The sequence below is a fragment of the Rhodococcus aetherivorans genome (assembly GCF_025722975.1).
Taxonomy (GTDB): domain Bacteria; phylum Actinomycetota; class Actinomycetes; order Mycobacteriales; family Mycobacteriaceae; genus Rhodococcus; species Rhodococcus aetherivorans.
The window spans coordinates 4,940,647-4,960,025 of sequence record NZ_CP106982.1; the positions used below are offsets into that span (position 1 = coordinate 4,940,647).

Annotated in this window: 20 protein-coding genes; 12 read left to right on the forward strand and 8 right to left on the reverse strand. The window is 70.3% G+C overall.

What is annotated here, in order from left to right:
- Positions 1–65: 65 nt before the first annotated feature.
- Positions 66–1,217, forward strand: coding sequence for an acyl-CoA dehydrogenase family protein (locus OCS65_RS22510; protein ID WP_006946371.1), 1,152 nt, complete (start codon positions 66–68; stop codon positions 1,215–1,217).
- Positions 1,218–1,555: 338 nt separating this feature from the next.
- On the forward strand, positions 1,556–2,920 hold the full coding sequence (locus OCS65_RS22515) for an MFS transporter (RefSeq protein WP_050034729.1): 1,365 nt from the start codon (positions 1,556–1,558) through the stop codon (positions 2,918–2,920).
- A 76-nt stretch (positions 2,921–2,996) separates the two neighbouring features.
- Here the strand turns inward: OCS65_RS22515 and OCS65_RS22520 are convergent, their stop codons facing one another.
- Both OCS65_RS22520 and OCS65_RS22525 read right to left on the reverse strand, forming a co-directional pair.
- Complete coding sequence (locus OCS65_RS22520; protein WP_050034728.1) at positions 2,997–3,845, reverse strand: 3-hydroxyacyl-CoA dehydrogenase family protein; 849 nt, start codon at positions 3,843–3,845, stop codon at positions 2,997–2,999.
- 98 nt (positions 3,846–3,943) lie between these two features.
- Positions 3,944–5,122: a thiolase family protein gene (locus tag OCS65_RS22525; protein ID WP_043797757.1), complete on the reverse strand. Its 1,179-nt coding sequence runs from the start codon at positions 5,120–5,122 to the stop codon at positions 3,944–3,946.
- Between the two features lie 147 nt (positions 5,123–5,269).
- Between OCS65_RS22525 and OCS65_RS22530 the strand changes: the two genes are divergently transcribed.
- The 8 genes from OCS65_RS22530 (at position 5,270) to OCS65_RS22565 (ending at position 13,103) form a co-directional block, all read left to right on the forward strand.
- On the forward strand, positions 5,270–6,064 hold the full coding sequence (locus OCS65_RS22530; protein ID WP_006941059.1) for an enoyl-CoA hydratase-related protein: 795 nt from the start codon (positions 5,270–5,272) through the stop codon (positions 6,062–6,064).
- 36 nt (positions 6,065–6,100) lie between these two features.
- Positions 6,101–6,832, forward strand: coding sequence for an SDR family NAD(P)-dependent oxidoreductase (locus OCS65_RS22535; protein WP_006941061.1), 732 nt, complete (start codon positions 6,101–6,103; stop codon positions 6,830–6,832).
- Between the two features lie 29 nt (positions 6,833–6,861).
- Complete coding sequence (locus OCS65_RS22540; RefSeq protein WP_006941062.1) at positions 6,862–8,532, forward strand: class I adenylate-forming enzyme family protein; 1,671 nt, start codon at positions 6,862–6,864, stop codon at positions 8,530–8,532.
- Positions 8,529–9,719: an acyl-CoA dehydrogenase family protein gene (locus tag OCS65_RS22545; protein ID WP_043797761.1), complete on the forward strand. Its 1,191-nt coding sequence runs from the start codon at positions 8,529–8,531 to the stop codon at positions 9,717–9,719. The genes OCS65_RS22540 and OCS65_RS22545 overlap by 4 nt, the downstream gene beginning before the upstream one ends.
- A 13-nt stretch (positions 9,720–9,732) precedes the next feature.
- Entirely contained in the window at positions 9,733–10,881 is a 1,149-nt protein-coding gene (locus OCS65_RS22550; protein ID WP_006941064.1) for an acyl-CoA dehydrogenase family protein, read from the forward strand.
- Positions 10,882–10,912: 31 nt separating this feature from the next.
- Positions 10,913–11,575 (forward strand): TetR/AcrR family transcriptional regulator, encoded by a 663-nt coding sequence (locus tag OCS65_RS22555; RefSeq protein ID WP_050034726.1) that lies wholly within the window; start codon positions 10,913–10,915, stop codon positions 11,573–11,575.
- 2 nt (positions 11,576–11,577) lie between these two features.
- Positions 11,578–12,330, forward strand: coding sequence for an enoyl-CoA hydratase/isomerase family protein (locus OCS65_RS22560; protein WP_251550391.1), 753 nt, complete (start codon positions 11,578–11,580; stop codon positions 12,328–12,330).
- A 110-nt stretch (positions 12,331–12,440) separates the two neighbouring features.
- Positions 12,441–13,103 (forward strand): TetR/AcrR family transcriptional regulator, encoded by a 663-nt coding sequence (locus OCS65_RS22565; RefSeq protein ID WP_029541912.1) that lies wholly within the window; start codon positions 12,441–12,443, stop codon positions 13,101–13,103.
- Here OCS65_RS22565 and OCS65_RS22570 read toward each other — a convergent pair.
- The 6 genes from OCS65_RS22570 to OCS65_RS22595 all read right to left on the reverse strand — a co-directional run bounded on the left by OCS65_RS22570 (position 13,096) and on the right by OCS65_RS22595 (position 17,956).
- Positions 13,096–13,764 carry a ScbR family autoregulator-binding transcription factor gene (locus OCS65_RS22570; protein ID WP_006941080.1) on the reverse strand — a complete coding sequence of 223 codons (669 nt, stop codon included), beginning with the start codon at positions 13,762–13,764 and terminating at the stop codon, positions 13,096–13,098. The genes OCS65_RS22565 and OCS65_RS22570 overlap by 8 nt on opposite strands.
- 252 nt (positions 13,765–14,016) lie before the next feature.
- A complete protein-coding gene (locus OCS65_RS22575) occupies positions 14,017–14,205 on the reverse strand; it encodes an antitoxin (RefSeq protein WP_006941081.1) in 189 nt (62 codons plus the stop codon).
- An 86-nt stretch (positions 14,206–14,291) separates the two neighbouring features.
- On the reverse strand, positions 14,292–14,537 hold the full coding sequence (locus OCS65_RS22580; RefSeq protein ID WP_006941082.1) for an antitoxin: 246 nt from the start codon (positions 14,535–14,537) through the stop codon (positions 14,292–14,294).
- A 106-nt stretch (positions 14,538–14,643) separates the two neighbouring features.
- The gene (locus OCS65_RS22585) at positions 14,644–14,928 is read right to left on the reverse strand and encodes an antitoxin (RefSeq protein WP_029541908.1); all 285 of its coding nucleotides are present in this window, start codon (positions 14,926–14,928) and stop codon (positions 14,644–14,646) included.
- Between the two features lie 123 nt (positions 14,929–15,051).
- The gene (locus tag OCS65_RS22590; protein WP_231771914.1) at positions 15,052–17,529 is read right to left on the reverse strand and encodes an HAD-IC family P-type ATPase; all 2,478 of its coding nucleotides are present in this window, start codon (positions 17,527–17,529) and stop codon (positions 15,052–15,054) included.
- 61 nt (positions 17,530–17,590) lie between these two features.
- Positions 17,591–17,956, reverse strand: coding sequence for a YybH family protein (locus OCS65_RS22595; RefSeq protein ID WP_006941088.1), 366 nt, complete (start codon positions 17,954–17,956; stop codon positions 17,591–17,593).
- 100 nt (positions 17,957–18,056) lie between these two features.
- Between OCS65_RS22595 and OCS65_RS22600 the strand changes: the two genes are divergently transcribed.
- Together OCS65_RS22600 and OCS65_RS22605 are read left to right on the forward strand one after the other, a co-directional pair.
- On the forward strand, positions 18,057–18,944 hold the full coding sequence (locus OCS65_RS22600; RefSeq protein ID WP_043797769.1) for a LysR family transcriptional regulator: 888 nt from the start codon (positions 18,057–18,059) through the stop codon (positions 18,942–18,944).
- 88 nt (positions 18,945–19,032) lie between these two features.
- Positions 19,033–19,377: a hypothetical protein gene (locus tag OCS65_RS22605; protein ID WP_006941091.1), complete on the forward strand. Its 345-nt coding sequence runs from the start codon at positions 19,033–19,035 to the stop codon at positions 19,375–19,377.
- Positions 19,378–19,379: the final 2 nt, after the last annotated feature.

A 19,379-nucleotide genomic window follows, 5' to 3' on the forward strand; every position in this document is an offset into this window, starting at 1 on the left:
GTGCTTTTCGAAATCCGACGCACCCCGCCCCGAAGGCCCCGGTGGTGCCCCAGCAAGGAGTCGACATGGATCTGGCGTTGACGGAGGAGCAGCAGAGTTTCCGGCAACTCGCACGCGAGTTCCTCGACAAGGAGGTGGTCCCGCACCGGGCCGCATGGGACCGCGCCGAATCGGTGGACATCTCGATCGTGCCCAAGCTCGCCGAGATCGGGTTCTTCGGGCTGACCATCCCCGAGGAGTACGGCGGCCTCGGCGGCGACTACATCACCTACTGCCTCGGCATGGAGGAACTCGGCCGCGCCGACTCCGCTGTGCGCGGCATCGTGTCCGTCTCGATGGGCTTGGTGGGCAAGGTGATTCTGTCCCACGGCACCGAGGAGCAGAAGCACGAGTGGCTGCCACGCATCGCTTCGGGTGAGGCGCTCGCATGCTTCGGTCTCACCGAACCCGACAACGGCTCCGACCCCGGCCACCTGAAGACCCGCGCGGTGCGCGACGGCGACCACTACATCATCAACGGGTCGAAGATCTTCATCACCAACGGAACCTGGGCGAACCTGTGCCTGGTCTTCGCCCGCACCGGCGGTCCCGGCCCGAAGGGCGTGTCCGCCTTCCTCGTTCCCACCGACACCCCGGGCTTCGAAGCCCGGGAGATCCACGGCAAGCTCGGCCTGCGCGGCCAGGCCACCGCCGAGCTGTACTTCACCGACATGAAGGTGCCCGCGAGCGCGCTGCTCGGCGAGGAGGGCCAAGGCTTCTCGATCGCCATGCACTCGCTGGACAAGGGCCGGGTCTCGGTCGGCGCCGGCTGCGTCGGCATCATCCAGGGCTGCCTCGAGGCCGCCGTCGACTACGCGACGAACCGCAAGCAGTTCGACCGGCCCATCGCCTCGTACCAGCTGATCCAGGACCTGATCGCGGACATGTCCGTCGACGCCGACGCCGGCCGCCTGCTGACCTGGCGGGCAGCCGACCTCATCGAGCGCGGAGAACCGTTCGGCACCGCCGCATCCAAGGCGAAGTACTTCTGCAGCGAGGCTGCGGTGCGAGCCGCCAACAACGCGATCCAGCTCTTCGGCGGGTACGGCTACGTCGACGAGTACCCCGTCGCCAAGTACATGCGCGACGCCCGCGTGATGACCCTGTACGAGGGCACCAGCCAGATCCAGAAGCTGCTCATCGGCCGCGCCGAGACCGGCATCAGCGCCTTCCTGTAGACCGTCCAGGACGGCGGGCCCGGGATCGCCGGCGGAGCCGGAGGGGGGTCGTCGCCACACCGGCGGGTAGTCAGGCGGTAGTAGATCACGCACAACGCTCGGCTGGGGTCTCCCAGTCGAGCGTTGTGCGTGATCGGCCGTAGAGGCCCCGGCCGGGAACCCCGGGCAGGGCCTCGACGCGCACCCTTGACAGAGTGACGCGCGCCACACTACCGTTCTGGTCGAACACAATGAATGAGCATTCATCCACTACGAATTTTTGTTCACTCATCGTTGTCGCTCCGACGGGGCCGACCCGCCCCGGCGAAAACTCGCCCCCTGACACACACGGAGTTCTCATGCCCCCTGTCTCGGCCGACTGGACCAGTACGCAGCATCGACGCTCGGTGACGTGGATCGTCGCCCTCGCGACGGCAGCGCTCGTCTTCGACGGATACGACCTGGTCGTGTACGGAACCATCCTCCCGATCCTCATGAAGGATCCGACCCAGCTCGGTGCCGTCTCTGCCGAACAGGCCGGGGTGCTCGGCTCGTACGCCCTGGTCGGGGTCCTGATCGGCGCCCTGCTCGCCGGCGCCTTCGGCGACCGGGTCGGCCGCCGAAAGCTGACACTGATCAGCATCACGTGGTTCTCGGTGGGCATGGCTGCCGCGGCGATGACCCACTCCGTGACGATGTTCGGCGCCATGCGACTGCTCACCGGCATCGGCGTGGGTGGACTCATCGCCACCACCGGCGCGGTGGTCGCCGAGTTCGCGCCGCCCAGCAAGAAGAACATGTACAACGCGATCGTCTACTGCGGCGTCCCCCTCGGCGGTGTCATGGCGTCGCTGCTCGCCCTGCTGCTGCGTGACGCCATCGGCTGGCGCGGCCTGTTCTGGATCGGAGCGCTGCCCCTCGTGGTCCTGCTGCCGCTCGTGCTGCTGAGGCTTCCCGAGTCGCCCCGCTGGCTCGTCGCCCGTGGCCGGATCGACGAGGCCCACGCGATCACCGCACGTACCGGCATCCCTTCTCCGACAGCCGAAGAACTCGTCGTCGAGCGGGCGGGTGCCCAGAAGGTCGGATTCGCCGCGCTGGCCACCCGCCGGTACGCGCTCGGCACCGCACTGCTCGGCCTGATGAGCTTCGGCGGCATCATGCTCACGTACGGGCTCAACACCTGGTTGCCGAAGATCATGGAGAACGCCGGGTTCGACGCGAAGAACTCGCTGGCATTCCTGTTGGTGCTCAACGGCGGCGCGATCGCCGGCGTTGTGCTCGCCTCCCGGACGGCGGATCGCACCGGCCCGCAGCGGGTCATCGTCGGCACGTTCCTGCTCGCGGTGCTGTCGCTCATCGTGCTCACCCTCGACCTGCCGCTGGCGGTGCTGCTCGGCGCGGTCGCGGCGGCCGGTATCGGCGGGATCGGCACCCAGATCCTCATCTACGGCTTCGTCGCCAACTACTACTCGACCACGGCACGCGCCGCCGGCGTCGCGTGGTGCGCCGGATTCGGCCGTCTCGGCGGGATCTTCGGGCCGCTCGTCGGTGGGCTGATCCTCGGCGCCGGACTGAGCAGCAACATCGCCTTCTACATCTTCGCGGGCATTGCGCTGCTCGGCGCGGGCCTCACCGTGCTGGTGCCCACCCGTCACGAGACCCTCGCGACAAGCCCGAGCGGGACGCACCGGGCGGCCGAGCCCGCCATGGTGACCGTCGACTGACCGCACCCGGAACGGGGGCGGGTCCGTGGTTACGGACCCGCCCCCGTTCGTGCGTGGACGTCGGATCCTTGCCCGCTCAGCTCCAGTCGTAGAAGCCGCGGCCGGACTTGCGGCCGAGCTCGCCGCGGGCCACCTTGTCGCGCAGCAACTGCGGCGGCGCGAACCGCTCCCCCAGGGTGCCGTGCAGGTACTCCGCGACGGCCAGCCGGATGTCCAGGCCCACGAGATCCGTCGAGCGCAGCGGGCCCATCGGATGCTTGTACCCCAATTCCATTGCCCGGTCGATCGACTCGGCGTCGGCCACGCCCTCCTCGAGCATTCGGATCGCCTCCAGGCCGAGCAGCACGCCGAGGCGGCTGGTGGCGAAGCCCGGCGAATCGCGCACCACCACGGGCGTCTTGCCGAGCAGCTCTACCCAGCCCGCGACGTCGCGCACCAGCGCGTCGGAGGTCGTCTCGGCGCGCACGATCTCCACCAGCTCCGACGCGGGCACCGGGTTGAAGAAGTGCATGCCCAGGAACCGGGACGGGTTCCTCAGGGCGGCGCCCAGCTCCGTCGGCGACAGCGAGCTGGTGTTGGTGGCGATCACCGCGTCGTCGGGCACGACGCGCTCGGCGTCGGCGAGCACGCGCCTCTTCAGGCCGGGATCCTCGGGCACCGCCTCGACGAGCAGCCGGGTGTCGCCGGGCAGCTCGGCCACCGACGCGACGAACGCGACCCGGCCGGCCACCACGTCGAGCGGATCGACGAGCTTGCCGCGCTCGGCCGCGCGGGAGAGGCTGTCCGTCAGCCGCTTTCGCGCGGCATCCAGGTCGCCGGTCTCGGACACGGTCACGGTCGCGCCGAGCGCGGCGAAGGCATGGGCGATGCCGACGCCCATGCGGCCTCCGCCGATCACGGCAACACGGTCGGGAAGTCCTGTCATCTGCTGGTCCTCTTCTCCAGGAATCGGGTCATGCGTTTCTACCTGTCCACGGCCCCGTACCGCACCGCCCGGGCGGATCGTCGAGATGATGTGGTCGCTCACAGCGCCTCCACCGCCAGCGACACGCCCTGGCCGACACCGACGCACAGGGTGGCCAGGCCCCGCGCCGCGCCCTCGCGTTCCATGCGGCCGAGCAGGGTGACGAGGATGCGCGCCCCGGACGAGCCGAGCGGGTGACCGAGCGCGATGGCGCCGCCGTCCGCGTTGACGAGGTCCTCGTCCAGGCCGAGTTCGCGGATGACGCCGAGCGACTGGGCGGCGAAGGCCTCGTTGAGCTCGATCGCGCCGATGCCGTCGAGGGTCCAGCCGGTGCGGTCGAGCAGCTTGCGGGTGGCGGGGACCGGGCCGAGGCCCATGATGTGCGGGGCGAGCGCCGCCGAGGCGCTGCCGACGATCCGGGCGCGCGGCGTCAGCCCGTGCCGGCGCACCGCGTCGGCGCCGGCGAGCACCAGCGCGGACGCGCCGTCGGACAGCGACGACGACGAGCCGGCGGTGACGATGCCGCCGGCCCGGAACACCGGCTTCAGGCGGGCGAGTTTCTCCTCGTCGGTCCCGCGCCGCGGGCCCTCGTCCACGTCGACGACGCCGTCGCGTACCGGCACCGGGACGATCTCCTTCTCGAACCGGCCGGCGTCGATGGCGGCGAGGGCGCGCCGGTGGCTGCGGACCGCGAACGCGTCGCTCGCCTCCCGGGTGATGCCGTGCAGGGCCGCGACCTCCTCTGCCGTCTCGCCCATCGACAGGGTGGTCGTGTCGTCGAAGCGCGGGTTGGTGAACCGCCAGCCGATGGCGGTGTCGAAGACGGCGCCGGGCTTGGCCCAGGGCGTGCCGGGCTTGCTCATCACCCACGGCGCCCGGGTCATCGACTCGACCCCGCCGGCGACGACGATGTCGGCCTCCCCGGACCGGATGGCCTGGGCCCCGGAGGCGACAGCGGTGAGCCCGCTCGCGCACAGGCGGTTGACGGTGTACCCGGGGACGGTCTGCGGCAGGCCGGCGAGCAGCACCGCCATGCGGGCGACGTTGCGGTTGTCCTCGCCGGCCTGGTTGGTGGCGCCGAGGATCACCTCGTCGATCGCGTCGGCCGGGACGCCGCTGCGCGCGACGGCCTCGCCGACGACGAGTGCGGCCAGGTCGTCGGGCCGCACCGGGGCGAGCGCGCCGCCGTAGCGGCCCTGCGGTGTGCGGACTCCGTCGACGACGTAGACGTCGATCATCCGTAGATCTCCCTTCCGAAACCGGGGGCCGTGTGACCCTTGACACCCTCCGGTAGTGAATGTACGTTCATAGTTAGTGAAGCACAATTCATCACTCATGAACAGAACTTCAATTCCTGACCCGACCTGCGCTGACGAGGAGTCATCATGACCGTGTTCGAGGACATCACCTACGAGATCGACGGCCCCGCGGCGATCATCACGATCGACCGCCCGCACCGCTACAACGCGTTCCGCGGCAAGACCGTCGAGGAGCTCATCAAGGCGTTCCGCGCCGCGTGGGCCGACAGCCGGGTCTCGGCGATCATCCTCACCGGCGCCGGCGAGAAGGCGTTCTGCACCGGCGGCGACGTCAAGCAGCGCGCCGAGACCGGCGACTACGGCCCCACCGAGAGCGGCATGTTCGAGATCGGCTACCTGCACAAGCTGATTCGCGACATCCCGAAGCCGGTCATCGCCGCGGTCAACGGAGTCGCCGTCGGCGGCGGACACGTGCTGCACGTGCTGTGCGACCTCACGATCGCCTCGGAGAACGCCAAGTTCGGCCAGGCCGGCCCGAAGGTCGGATCGTTCGACGCCGGTTTCGGCTCGGCCTTCCTCGCCCGCGTGGTCGGCGAGAAGCGCGCCCGCGAGATCTGGTACCTGTGCCGCCAGTACGACGCCGCCACCGCCGAGCGCTGGGGCCTGGTCAACTGGGTCGTGCCGCAGGACAAGCTGCTCGACGAGGCCAAGGCGATCGCCGCCGAGATCGCCGAGAAGAGCCCCACCGCCATCAAGTTCCTCAAGCAGTCGTTCAACGCGGACACCGACCACCAGGCCGGCCTGAGCAACCTCGCGATGTCGGCGCTCGACCTGTTCGGCAAGTCCGACGAGGGCCTCGAGGGCGCCAACGCGTTCGCCGAGAAGCGGCCCGCCGACTTCGCCAAGTTCGTCAAGGCCTGATCCCTCCCCATTTCGGATTCCCCGAGAGGACCCCTCATGAGCAACATCGCACTGGTCACCGGCGCCGGCTCCGGCATCGGCAAGGCCATCGCACTGGCCTTCGCCGCACAGGGCGACCGCGTGGTCGCCGCCGACCTCGACCTCGCCGCCGCCGAGGCCACCGCCAAGGAGTACCCCGAGCTGATCACCGCCCTGCCGGTGGACATCGCCGACCGGGCCCAGGTCGACGAGCTGCGCGAGCGCACCCACGCCGAGGTCGGCGTGCCGAACGTGCTCGTCAACGCCGCCGGCTGGGACCGCACCGATCAGTTCCTCAACGCCACACCCGAATTCGCGCAGAAGGTCGTGGCGATCAACTACCTCGGCCCGGTGCACGTGTGCAGCGCCTTCCTGCCCGGCATCATCGAAGCCGGCAACGGCGGCCGCGTGATCAACCTCGCCTCCGACGCCGGCCGCGTCGGCAGCTCCGGCGAGTCGATCTACGCCGGGGCGAAGGGCGGCGTCATCGCGCTGACCAAGTCCCTCGCCCGCGAGATGGCGCGGCACGGCATCAACGTCAACTGCGTGTGCCCCGGCCCCACCGACACCCCGCTGTTCCAGGCGCAGGACGAGAAGCTCAAGGCCGCACTGATCAAGGCCATCCCGTTCCGCCGGCTCGCCCGGCCCGACGAAGTCGCCGCCCCCGTGCTGTTCTTCGCGTCGGAGGCCGCGTCGTTCGTCACCGGTCAGGTGATCAGCGTCAGCGGCGGCCTCACGATGGCCGGCTGACCGCGGACACGCGAGGGAGGACGGACACCATGACCGCGTCGTACAACGCCCGGGCCTACCGGGAGTACTTCGAGAACGACTTCACGTACCTCAACGGATTCCGGCGCAACACCAAGCGTTACGCACACCAGGTCGCCCTGAGCGACCCCGGCACCGGGCGGCAGTGGACCTACGCGCAGCTCGGGGAGCGCGTCGACCGGATCGCGACGGGCCTGGCGGACGCGGGGGTGCAGACCGGGGACGTCGTCGCCTACCAGCTGTTCAACGGCGTCGAATTCGCCGAGCTCTACCTCGCCACGCAGGCCGTCGGGGCGGTCGGCTCGCCGGTGAACTTCCGCCTGGCGGCCGGCGAGACGGCGTTCGTCCTCGACAAGTGCACCCCTGCGGTATTCGTCTACGACACCGAACTCACCGACATGGTGCAGGAGGCGTTGCGGCTCGCAGCGCACACTCCGAGGGTGATCGTGGCCGTCGGCGACGGCGACACCGTCGAAGTCACCGGCGTCACGGTGATGCGGTACCGGCACCTGGCCGCCGACCGCATCGCGCTACCGCCGCTGCATCGCACGGTGTGGGACGAGACCACCCGTCTCTACACCTCCGGCACGACGGGCATGCCGAAGGGCGTGCCGCTCAACAGCATGATCGAGATCTTCAGCGCCCACGACGTGATCATGCACTTCCCGCTCGGCCCCGACGACAAGACGCTCAACATGACCCCGTGGTTCCACCGCGGCGGCCTGCACGCGGGCGGGCCCAACCCGACGTTCTACGTCGGCGGTGAAGTGGTGCCGCTGCGGTCGTTCGACGCCGACCGGGTCCTCGACCTCGTCGCCGCGTACGGACTGACCTTCCTCATCGGCGCACCGACCAATCTCGCCATGCTCGCCGCCGCCCAGGAGGCGCGCCCGCGCGACCTGTCCAGCCTGCGCGGCATCGTCACGATGGGCGCGCCGCTCGAGAAGGAGGCGGCGCTGCGCTACCAGAAGGTGCTCAACCCCCGGATCTTCAACGGCTACGGCACCACCGAGGCCTTCTGGAACACCTTCCTGCGGCCGGCCGACCTGCCCGACCGCGCCGGCAGCGCCGGCCGCGCCTGCACCGACGACGAGGTCCGCGTCGTCCACGTCTACCCCGACCGGCTCGCCGACCCCGACGACGTCGTCGCCCACGACGGCCACGACGTCGGTGAGGTCATCGTCCGCTCCCCCAAGTGCGCCAACGCCTACTTCGACACCCCCGACCAGGAGAGGGCCAAGTTCCACCAGGGTTGGCTGCACATCGGCGACCTCGCCACCTGGGACGCCGACGAGTTCGTCACCATCGTCGGACGCAAGGACGACATGCTCATCTCCGGCGGCGAGAACGTCCACCCGGTGCAGGTGGAAGAGGCACTCAACGCCCATGCGCAGGTGCAGGACTCGCTCGTCGTCGGCGTCCCGGACGAGAAGTGGGGACGCATCGTCGTCGCCTACATCGTCGCCGAGGATCCCTCGCTGACGGTCGATCACCTCGACGCCCACTGCCGCTCCCACCCGATGCTCTCGTCGTTCAAGCGGCCGCGCGCCTACCGGTTCGTCGAGACCCTGCCCGTCTCCCCCACCGGCAAGAAGCTGCATTACAAGGCCACCGAAGCCGCCGCGGCCGAGTTCGCCGCCGGCCTCTTCTCCGCTCCCTCCGACTCGAGGATGACCCGATGAGCACCGCCACCACCCTCCCCAAGTTCGACGCCCTCGACCCGCTCGCCATCGACTCGCTCTACTCCGACGACGAGCTCGCCGTCCGCGACACCGTTCGCAAGTTCTGCGCCGAGCACGTCACTCCGCACATCGCGGAGTGGTTCGAGGCCGGCGACCTGCCCGGCGTGCGCGACCTCGCCCGCGAATTCGGCAAGCTCGGCCTCCTCGGTATGCACCTCGAGGGCTACGGGTGCGGTGGCTCGTCCGCCGTGCACTACGGCCTCGCCTGCCTCGAGTTGGAAGCCGCCGACTCCGGCATCCGCTCCCTGGTCTCGGTGCAGGGCTCGCTCGCGATGTTCTCGATCTGGAACAACGGTTCCGAGGAGCAGAAGCAGCGCTGGCTGCCGGGCATGGCGGCGGGCGAGATCATCGGCTGCTTCGGCCTGACCGAACCCGACGTCGGCTCCGACCCGGGGGCGATGAAGACCCGCGCCCGCCGGGACGGATCCGACTGGGTTCTCGACGGTCGCAAGATGTGGATCACCAACGGCTCCATCGCCGACGTCGCCGTGGTCTGGGCGAACACCGACGAGGGCGTCCGTGGCTTCGTCGTGCCCACCGACACACCCGGTTTCAGCGCCCACACCATCAAGCACAAGCTGTCGCTGCGCGCCTCGGTCACCGGCGAACTCGTCCTGGACAACGTGCGCCTGCCCGCCGACGCGCTGCTGCCCGAGGCCAAGGGCGTCAAGGCGCCGCTGCAGAGCCTGTCCGAGGCGCGGTACGGCATCATCTGGGGCGCGATGGGCGCCGCGCGCTCGGCGTGGGAGGCCGCCCGCGACTACTCGATGCAGCGCACCCAGTTCGGCCGCCCCATCGGCGGATTCCAGCTCACCCAGGCCAAGCTCGCCGACATGGCCGTCGAACTGCACAAGGGCCAGTTGCTGTCGCTGCACCTCGGCCGGCTCAAGGACAGCGTCGGGCTGCGGCCCGAGCAGGTGAGCTTCGGCAAGCTCAACAACACCCGCGAGGCCATCGAGATCTGCCGCACCGCGCGAACCATTCTCGGCGGCAACGGCATCTCCCTCGAGTACCCCGTCATCCGGCACATGGTCAACCTCGAGTCCGTGCTCACCTACGAGGGCACCCCCGAGATGCACCAGCTGGTGCTCGGCCAGGCCTTCACCGGCGAAAACGCCTTCCGCTGACAGGAATCCCACCATGAACGCACGATTGATCCACGACTCCGAGCACCTGCAGTTCCGCGAGGTCGTCCGTGACTTCGTCCGGGACAAGATCACCCCGGTGCACGAGGACTGGGAACGGGCGAGCTGCCTCGACCGGTCCCTGTTCACCGAGGCCGGCAAGCTGGGCCTGCTCGGCTTCCCGGTCCCGGAGGAGTACGGCGGTCCCGGCGTCGACGACTTCCGCTACAACGCCATCCTGATCGAGGAGGTCAACCGGGCGGGCAACGCGGCCGCCGGGATCGCGTTCTCGCTGCAGAACGACGTCGTGCTGCCGTACCTGACCGACATGACCACCGACGAGCAGAAGGCGCGCTGGCTGCCCGGCGCCGTCACCGGCGAGACCGTCCTCGGCATCGCGATGACCGAACCCGGCACCGGCAGCGACCTGACCGGCATCCGCACCTCGGCGGTGCGCGACGGCGACCACTACGTGGTCAACGGCGCCAAGACGTTCATCTCCAACGGGCAGAACGGCGACCTGTTCGTCGTCGCCACCCGCACCTCCGACGACCCGCACAAGGGCCTGACCCTGCTCGTCGTCGAGGCCGACACCGCCGGCTTCTCCCGCGGGCGCAATCTGGAGAAGATCGGCCTGCACGCGCAGGACACCAGCGAGCTGGCCTTCACGGACATGCGGGTCCCGGTCGCGAACCGGCTCGGCGAGGAGGGACAGGGCTTCTACCAGCTCGTGCACAACCTGCCGCAGGAACGGTTGTCGCTCGCGATCGGCGCGGTCGCCGCGGCGGAGGGCGTGTTCGCCGAGACCCTCACCTACGTCAGGGAGCGCAAGGCCTTCGGCAAGCCGGTCTCGAGCTTCCAGAACACCCAGTTCGTGCTGGCCGAACTGGCCACCGAGCTGGATCTGGCCCGCACGTTCCTCGACGACTGCATCGCCGAGCACGTTGCCGGCGAGCTCACCGCCGCCCGCGCGGCGCGGCTGAAGTGGTGGGCCACCGAACTGCAGGTGCGGGTCGCGGACCGGTGCCTGCAGTTGCACGGCGGCTACGGGTACATGCGCGAGTACGCGGTGGCACGCGCGTTCGTCGACGCCCGCATCCAGACCATCTACGGTGGCACCACCGAGATCATGAAGACGATCGTCGCCAAGGATCTCGGGATCTGAGCGGCCGTCCCGAGCGACGAGGAGGACGCCCATGTCGGCCGATCCGAGCGAGCTGCCGATCGACGAGGCCGTGCGCGCGGTCCGTGCGAACTCCCGGCGCAGGCAGATCCTGATCGCTGCCGCGAAGGTGATGCAGCGCACAGGGTTCCATCAGATGTCCATGCAGGCGCTGGCCGACGAGGCGAACGTCAGCGTGGGCCTGCTCTACAAGTACTTCGGCAACAAGGAGGAGATCCTCCTCGCCACCATCACCGCCATCCTGGACGCGTTCCGGGATCAGCTCGAGCCCGCGATGGCGGCGGCCGGCACGGACCCCGTGGAGCGCCTGGCCGCGGGGATCGGCCGGTTCGTGGAGATCGTCGACGAGAACCTCGACGCCGTGGCCCTGACCTACCGCGAGAGCCGCACGCTCGACCCGGCCGGGCGGGAGATGCTCAAGCGGCTCGAGATCGCCACCTCCGCCCCGCTGCGTGCGGTGCTGACCGACGGCATCGACGCCGGCATCATGAACCCGGTCGACGTCGACCTGATGGTCTTCGACCTGGTGCTGCTCGCCCACGGCTGGGCGCTCAAGCACTGGCATTTCGGCCGGCTCTACAGCCTCGACGACTACATCCGGCTGCAGACCCGGTTCGTGCTCAACACCGTTCTGCCACAAGAACACCGAACCCGCTACCGACACCTGCTGGAGTAACCGTGAGCGTCGTCACCACACGCGAAGACCGCGTCGGGATCATCACCCTCGACCGTCCCCCCGCCAACGCCTTCGACGAGGCGCAGGCGGAGGCCCTGGCCGAGGCGGTCACGACGCTGGGCGAGGACCCCGCCGTACGGGCCGTCCTGATCCGCAGTGCCCGGCGGATCTTCTGCGGAGGCGCGGACATCGCGATGATGGAGTCCTGGAGCACGCAGCCCGATCGGGGTGCACGCCTGCGCCGCTTCACCGCACGGCTCCAGGACGTGTTCGCCCGCATCGAGGCGCTGCCGAAGCCCTCGGTGGCCGCCCTCGCCGGTGCCGCCACGGGAGGCGGCCTCGAGTTGGCCCTCGCGTGCGACTTCCGCGTCGCGGGCGCCTCGGTGAAGCTCGGGCTTCCCGAGGTGGGAATCGGGCTCCTCCCCGGTGCGGGGGGCACGCAACGGCTCACCCGGCTGGCCGGTCCGTCGGTGGCGCACCGGCTCGTTCTCGGCGCCGAACTGGTCACCGGCCGTGCGGCCGAACGGCTCGGAATCGTGCAGTGGGCCACCGACGCCGACGTCGAGACCGAGGCCCGAGCCTTGGCCGATCGACTCGCGCAGCTGCCGCCGGCCGCCTACGCGTCCGCCAAACGCTGCATCGTCGCAGCTCGGGGCGATGAGGGGTTCGCCCGAGAGCTCGACGAGATCAGCCGGTTGATCGAGACGCCGGACACCGTCCGCTTGCTGGAAGGATTCGTCGCGCGCGCCCGGTAGCCCGGCGTGCGGGCCGTCGCGGGATGTCCGCCGCCCGGGGCTGCGCCGGACGACCCGCCCGGATCACTCGGTACTGTGGATCCGACCCAGCGGCGACGAGGAGCACCACCATGACCACCGACCACGACGCGCTACCCGTGGACGAGGCCGTGCGAGCCGTGCGCACCAGCTCCCGCCGCAAACAGGTGCTCGACGCCGCGGTGACGGTCATGCAGCGGACCGGGTTCCACCAGATGTCCATGCAGGCGCTGGCCGACGAGGCCGGGGTGAGCGTGGGGCTGATCTACAAGTACTTCGGTGGCAAGGAGGACGTCCTCCTCGCGACCATCCTCGCGATCCTCGACGCCTTCCGCGACCAGCTCGAACCGGCCATGGACGCCGTCGGCGACGACCCCGTCGAGCGGCTCGCCGCCGGGATGCGCCGCTACATCGAGATCGTGGACGAGAACCTCCACGCCACGGTGCTCACCTACCGGGAGAGCCGCACCCTCGACGACGCCGGACGCGCCCGGATCAAGGAACTCGAGGTGGAGTCCTCGGCGCCGCTGCGCGCCGCGCTCGACGCGGGGATCGATGCGGGCGTGATGAACCCGGTCGATGTCGACCTGATGGTCTTCGACATCATGCTGCTGGCGCACGGCTGGGCGCTCAAGCACTGGCACTTCGGGGCGATCTACACGCTCGACGAGTACATCCGGCTCCAGACCCGCTTCGTGCTGAACACGCTCCTCCCGGCCGAGCGCCGCGACGACTACGCGCAGTTGCTCACGTAGCCGACACGGGAAGCAGGTCGCCGCCGAGAGGTAGCGACCAGCGCGCCCCGCGCACCGTCTCGATCGCGTCGTGGCGGGAGGTCGGCATGATGCCGGGCAGCAGCAGCGTCCACATCTGGTCGATCCGCTCCTCGAGGTCGACGCGCCCGGCGAGGACGTCGGACAGGAGCTGCACGCCCGTGAACGCGGAGATCACGAAGTGCGCCAGCATCGACGGATCGAGGTGGGCATCCAGGTCGCCTTCCTCGACGGCACGACGGCCGAACGCCTCGCAGGCCGTGATCCAGTCCAGGTACGGCCCGGCGGGCTTGTCGAGACTGCCGAGTTCGAGGGTGAGCCGGATCCCGGCGCGCACGACGGGGTCCTCGATCATCTGCCGGCCGATGCCGTGGCACAGCATCACGATCTGTTCGAGGGTCGACGCCTCGGTGCCGGCGATCGCATCGACGAGCGCGATCGAGCGGCGGTGCTGCTCGGCGACGATGGCGCCGGCGAGGTCGATCTTCGACGCGAAATGGAAGTACACCGCCCCCTTGGACAGTCCCGTGTCGCGGAGAATGTCGGCGAAGCTGGCGCCGTGGAACCCTCGTTCGTCGAACATCGCGGCGGCGGCGCGCACGATCTGCTGCCGGGTCACTGCGGCGCGGGCTTGCTTGGCCACTCACTCACCTTTCTCGCGAGGCGGATTCCGACGAGACACCTCGGCCCGAGGCATCCGACGTACATCCCCTCGACAACCCCCGACCGACACACCGCCGACTCCCCCTGGGCGGCCCGCCGGGATCTGCGTCGATCCCGGCGGAAGGCACCAGCCACCTTAACAAGACCGATCGACCGTTCAACGGAGGGTGGACGGCACCGGCGTGCCCGCCCCGCTCCCCCTCGGCAGCACGGGCCGATCGGCGGCCCCGGCCTATCCGGCGCCGAGGGCCTTCTTCGCCGCGTCCTGCGCCTTGTCGACCTGCTCGGCGTACTTTCCGCCGGTCTTGCGGTCCGCGAGATCACCGGCCTTCTCGATCGCCTCGTCGACCTTGTCGGGGTTCTGCGCCGCGAACTCCTTGCCCTTGTCGACCAGCCCCTTGACCGAATCCATGAAACCCACGTCGCGTCCTTTCGTCCGAATGATCGAGCGGGCCAAGCCTGCCACAGCAGGTCGCGACCGGACGTGGGGCCGGGTCCGACGCCGCGCTATCGGGGGTCGGGTCCGGGAGCCGGGCCGGGTCCGGCAGCCGGACCCGGTCCGCGACCTTCGGTGCCGAGGGTCTTCTTCACCGCTTCCTGCGCCTTGCCGACGTGCCGGGAGTACTTTCGGGGCCCCTTCGTCCGGGCGAGATCGCCGGCCTTGTCGATGGCGTTGTTCACCGTGTCCGGGTTCTTCCGGGCATAGTCCTTGCCCTTGTCGACCAGGCCCTTGAGCGAATCCATGAATCGCATCGGGTCCATCCCTTCTCTGTGCAATGGTCGGATCGTCACCAGCGTGCCACCGGTGGACGCAGAGCGGGAGATCCCTGTCGGGACCACCCGCCGAAGACCTGCACTGCTACGGGCTGCGCGGGCCCGGCTGCGCCTGCGGGCCGGGATCGGACTCCGGGCCGGGCCGTCCCGCGGGACCCGGAGTCGCACCGGGAACGGGATGGTCCGCGGTACCGAGGTGCTTCTTCGCGGCGTCCTGCACCTTGTCCACGTGCTGGGCGTACTTGCCGCCCGTCCGGGCATCGGCGGCGTCGCCTGCCTTGTCGACGAACCCGCCGGCCTTGTCGGGGTTCTTCTCCGCGTACGCCCTGCCCTTGTCGACCAGGCCCTTGATCGAATCCTTCAAACCCATCTGCCGCTCCTTCCGTTCGAGGGATCGATGCCTCAGCGTGCCACCGCGGGCCGGTTCCCAAACCTGCCGCGGCGGCGCAGTGTCCCCGTCCCCGGCCGGGCCGGGGCAGTGCCCTCGTCCCCGTCAGTGCACGCCCGGCAACAGGTCCTCACTGGCGGCGAACAGCCGGCGGTGCTCACCGTGGACCCGCCCGGTCACCCACCACGAGACCTCCACGAGGACCACGCCGATCGCCCCGCACGTGAACGCCGTGACCATTGCGCCGACGTTGGAGATGTCGAGGGCGAAGAACTCGCGGGCGAAGGGGAAGGCGAACAGGACCAGGTACCCGAGCACCGAACCGGCCAGCAGCACCAGTTTCCACATCACGTACGGCCGCGCCACCACGGCGAGCACCCACAGCGCGATCATGATCAAGGTGATCAGCGCCGCGGTGCCGGCCTGCATCTTCTGCGCCTCGGTCTGCTCGGGCCCGGCGTACACCAGGATGTAGCAGACGTACGTGCTGATCCCGATGATCACACCCGACGGGATCGCCAGGCGCATCACCCGCGACACGAAGCCGGAGCGGGCCCGCTCGTTGTTGGGGGCGAGCGACAGGATGAACGCGGGGACTCCGATGGTGAACCACGCCGCGATCGTCACGTGCCGCGGCAGGAACGGATACGGCATCGGCTCGTAGCCGAACACCTGGGACAACGCGCCCGAGAGCCCCACGAGGAACGCCAGCAGTACGGAGTACACGGTCTTGGTGAGGAACAGGTTCGAGACCCGCTCGATGTTGCCGATCACCCGCCGGCCCTCGGCGACGACGTAGGGCAGGGTGGCGAACTTGTTGTCCAGCAACACGATCTGCGCGACCGCACGGGTAGCCGGGCTGCCGGAGCCCATCGCGACCCCGATGTCGGCGTCCTTGAGCGCCAGCACGTCGTTGACCCCGTCGCCGGTCATGGCGACGGTGTGCCCGCGCGACTGGAGGGCTCCGACCATCGCCCGTTTCTGGTCGGGCCGCACGCGACCGAAGGTGGTGGCCGAGTCGAGGGTGTCGGCGAGCCGGTCGCGGTCCTCCGGCAGGGTGCGGGCATCGACGGGGTGATCGGCGTGCGGCAGGCCGAGCGACGTCGCGACCGCGCCGACCGACACGGCGTTGTCGCCGGAGATGACCTTGACCTCGACCTGCTGGCTCGCGAAGTACTCGAGGGTCGGCTTGGCGTCGGGCCGGACCCGCTGCTCGAGCACGACGAGGGCCTGCGCGGTGACCGTGCCGGGGGCGTGCGGGTCGTCGACGGGACGGTCGCACCGGCCGAGCAGCAGCACCCGCAGCCCCTGCGCCCCGAGCGCCTCGGCGCGCCGGGCCGCCTCCGAGCCGGGATCGAGCAGCACGTCCGGTGCGCCGAGCACCCAGTCGCCGTGGTCGCCGTACGACTGGCCGCTCCACTTCTTCGCCGACGAGAACGGGGCGACGGCGGTGGCCTCTCCCCAGCCGGGGTCGTCCGGCATCGCCTCGCGGACGGCGAGGACGCTGGCGTTGGGACGCGGGTCGTCGGCGGCCATCGCCGCGAGCGCGGCACGGGCGGCCGTCTCGTCGCTGCCGTCGACGCACACGACGTTCGCCAGGCGCATGCCGTTCTCGGTGAGCGTGCCGGTCTTGTCGGCGCAGACCACGTCGACGCGGGCGAGGCCCTCGATGGCCGGCAGTTCCTGCACGAGGCACTGCCGGCGACCGAGACGGATCACGCCCACCGCGAACGCGATCGACGTCATCAGCACCAGGCCCTCGGGGACCATCGGAACGAGCGCGGCGACCATGCCGCTGAGTGCCGGGCCGAGCGCCTCGCCGCTCGAGAACAGCTGGTTGTAGATGATGAGCAGGCCCGCCGGGATCATCAGGTAGGTGATGAATTTCAGGATCTTGTCGATGCCGGCGCGCAGTTCCGAGTGCACGAGCGTGAACTTGCTGGCTTCCTCGGCGAGCCGGGCTGCGTACGCGTCACGGCCGACCTTCGTGGCCCGGTAGGCGCCGCTGCCCGCCGCGACGAAGCTGCCCGAGAGGACGTGTGCGCCGAGCTCCTTGTGCACAGGATCGGCCTCACCGGTGAGCAGCGACTCGTCGAGTTCGAGCCCCTCGGCCTCGACGACGAACCCGTCCACCACCGCCTGGTCGCCGGGGCCGAGTTCGATGATGTCGTCGAGCACCACCTCGCGCGGCGGGAGCTCGGCCACCACTCCGTCCCGGCGCACGAGAGGCTTGGCCTGGCTGACGATCGCGAGCCTGTCGAGGGTCCACTTCGCGCGGATCTCCTGCACGATTCCGACGGCGCTGTTGAGGATGATCAGCAGGCCGAACATGCCGTCGATGATCGAGCCGGTGGCCAGGACGATGGCCAGCAGGACGGCCAGGATCGCGTTGATGCGGGTGAAGACGTTGGCGCGGACGATCTCGCCGACCGACCGCGACGCCCGGTCCGGCACGTCGTTGGTGGCGCCCCGGGCCACGCGTTCGGCGACCTGCTCGGTGGTCAGGCCCAGCTCGATGTGCCGCGCGTCGGTCGGGGGCGCGGCCGCCTGGTCGGCGACGGCGGTGGGCTCCTCTGCTGCCATGGGAATCAGGCTAAGCCACCCGCTGCGCTCCGCCGCCGTGCCGTGACGCCTCGCGCCGGGCTCAGCTGTCCGGGCGGACGAACTCGGGCTGGTCGAGCACGCGCAGCCAGCTGCCGTCGGGCTGGCGGCGGGCCACCTGGGCCCGGGCGCCGGCGCCGTCCTTCGGCGGGGTGGCGGTCAGCGCGAGGTCGCCGCTGATCAGTGTCGGCAGCGGCGGCTCGGGTTCGAAGTGGGGCGCGTGTTCCAGCACCTGCTCCCACAAGCGGCGGATGGCCTCGCGGCCCACCGTGCGACCGCCCGGCGGGTAGGCCATCACGGCGTCCTCCTCGTACAGTGCGGCGACACCCGCCGCGTCGCCGGCGTTGGAGCGCTCGACGAACAGGCGGGTGAGATCCTCTGGCTGCCAAGCCTTCTCTGCGTCGGACACGGTCATCCTCTCCAGGAACGGAAGCGGGACACCTCCAGCCTCCGACCCGCAGAGTCAGAAGTCCAACAGATTGTTCTGATCGGAACTAGAATCCGGGGTTATGGAACTGCGGCAGCTCGAGTACTTCGTCGCGGTGGCCGAGGAGGCGAACTTCACCCGGGCGGCCCACCGCGTCCACATCAGCCAGTCCGGGATCAGCGCCCAGGTCCGCCGGCTCGAGCACGACCTCGGCGCCGCCCTGTTCGACCGCTCCACCCGCACCGCCACCCTGACCACGGCCGGGGAGGCGGCCCTGCCGCACGCCCGGGCCGCGCTGGCGTCCGCCGCGGCCGCCCGGCAGGCGGTCGAGGAGGTGACGGCACTGATCCGCGGACGGCTGGTGGTCGGCATGGTCACCGCCTGCACCGTCACCGGGCTGTTCGACGCGCTCGCCGCGTTCCACCGCGCGCACCCGGGGGTCGAGATCACCCTCGTCGAGGACGCCTCCGACCGGCTCGTCGAGCGGGTCCGCTGCGCCACCGTGGACCTCGCCCTCGTCGGCTCCGCCGGCAGCCCGCCCCCGGGCCTCGAGGCGCTCACCCTCGTCAGCGAACCGATCGTCGCGGCCGTGCCGCCCGGTCACCCGCTGACCGGCCGCGCCCGCCTCACGCTCGCGGACGTGTGCGCGCACCCCGTCGTGTCCATGCCCGAGGGCACCGGGATCCGGACCGTGTTCGACCGGGCGTGTGCCGCCGCCGGCCTGCGCCCCGACATCGCCCTGCAGGCCAGTTCCCCGGACACCGTCGCCGACCTCGCCCTCCGCGGGCTGGGCGTGGCGATCCTCAGCCGCTCGATGACCGCGCACTTCGAGGGCCGGTTGTGCGGGCTCACCCTGGACGACGCCACCGGGCCCGCGGTGCTGTCGCTGATCTGGTCCGATACGGACGCTCCGGCCCTGCGCGAACTCGTCCGGCACAGCCGTCGCGCCTTCGCCGTCGCAGGGACCTAGGACACTTCCCCGGCGGCGGCCCGCGGCCGAGAATGGGCACGGGCCGGCGAACCGGCCGGAGTCGAATCCACGACGACAGGGGGCGGACATGAATCTCGAGGACCTGATGGCCAAGGCACGCGACACGGTCACGGTCAAGCGCGTGTACTCGGAGCCGGTCGAGAAGGACGGCCTGACGGTCATCACCGCGGCCGTGGTCTCCGGCGGTGCCGGCGGAGGCGGGGGGTACTCGCCCGACGGGGAGAACGGCGAGGGCGGCGGCTTCGGCGTCGGGGCTCGCCCGGTGGGCGCGTACGTCATCAGCGGCGGCAAGCTGTCGTGGCAGCCGGCGGTGGACGTCAACCGCCTGGTGCGTACCGTCGCGAGTGTGGCGATCGCCTTCCTCGTCACGCGGGCGCTCGTCGAACGCAAGCGTGCCGCTACGACGCGCTGACA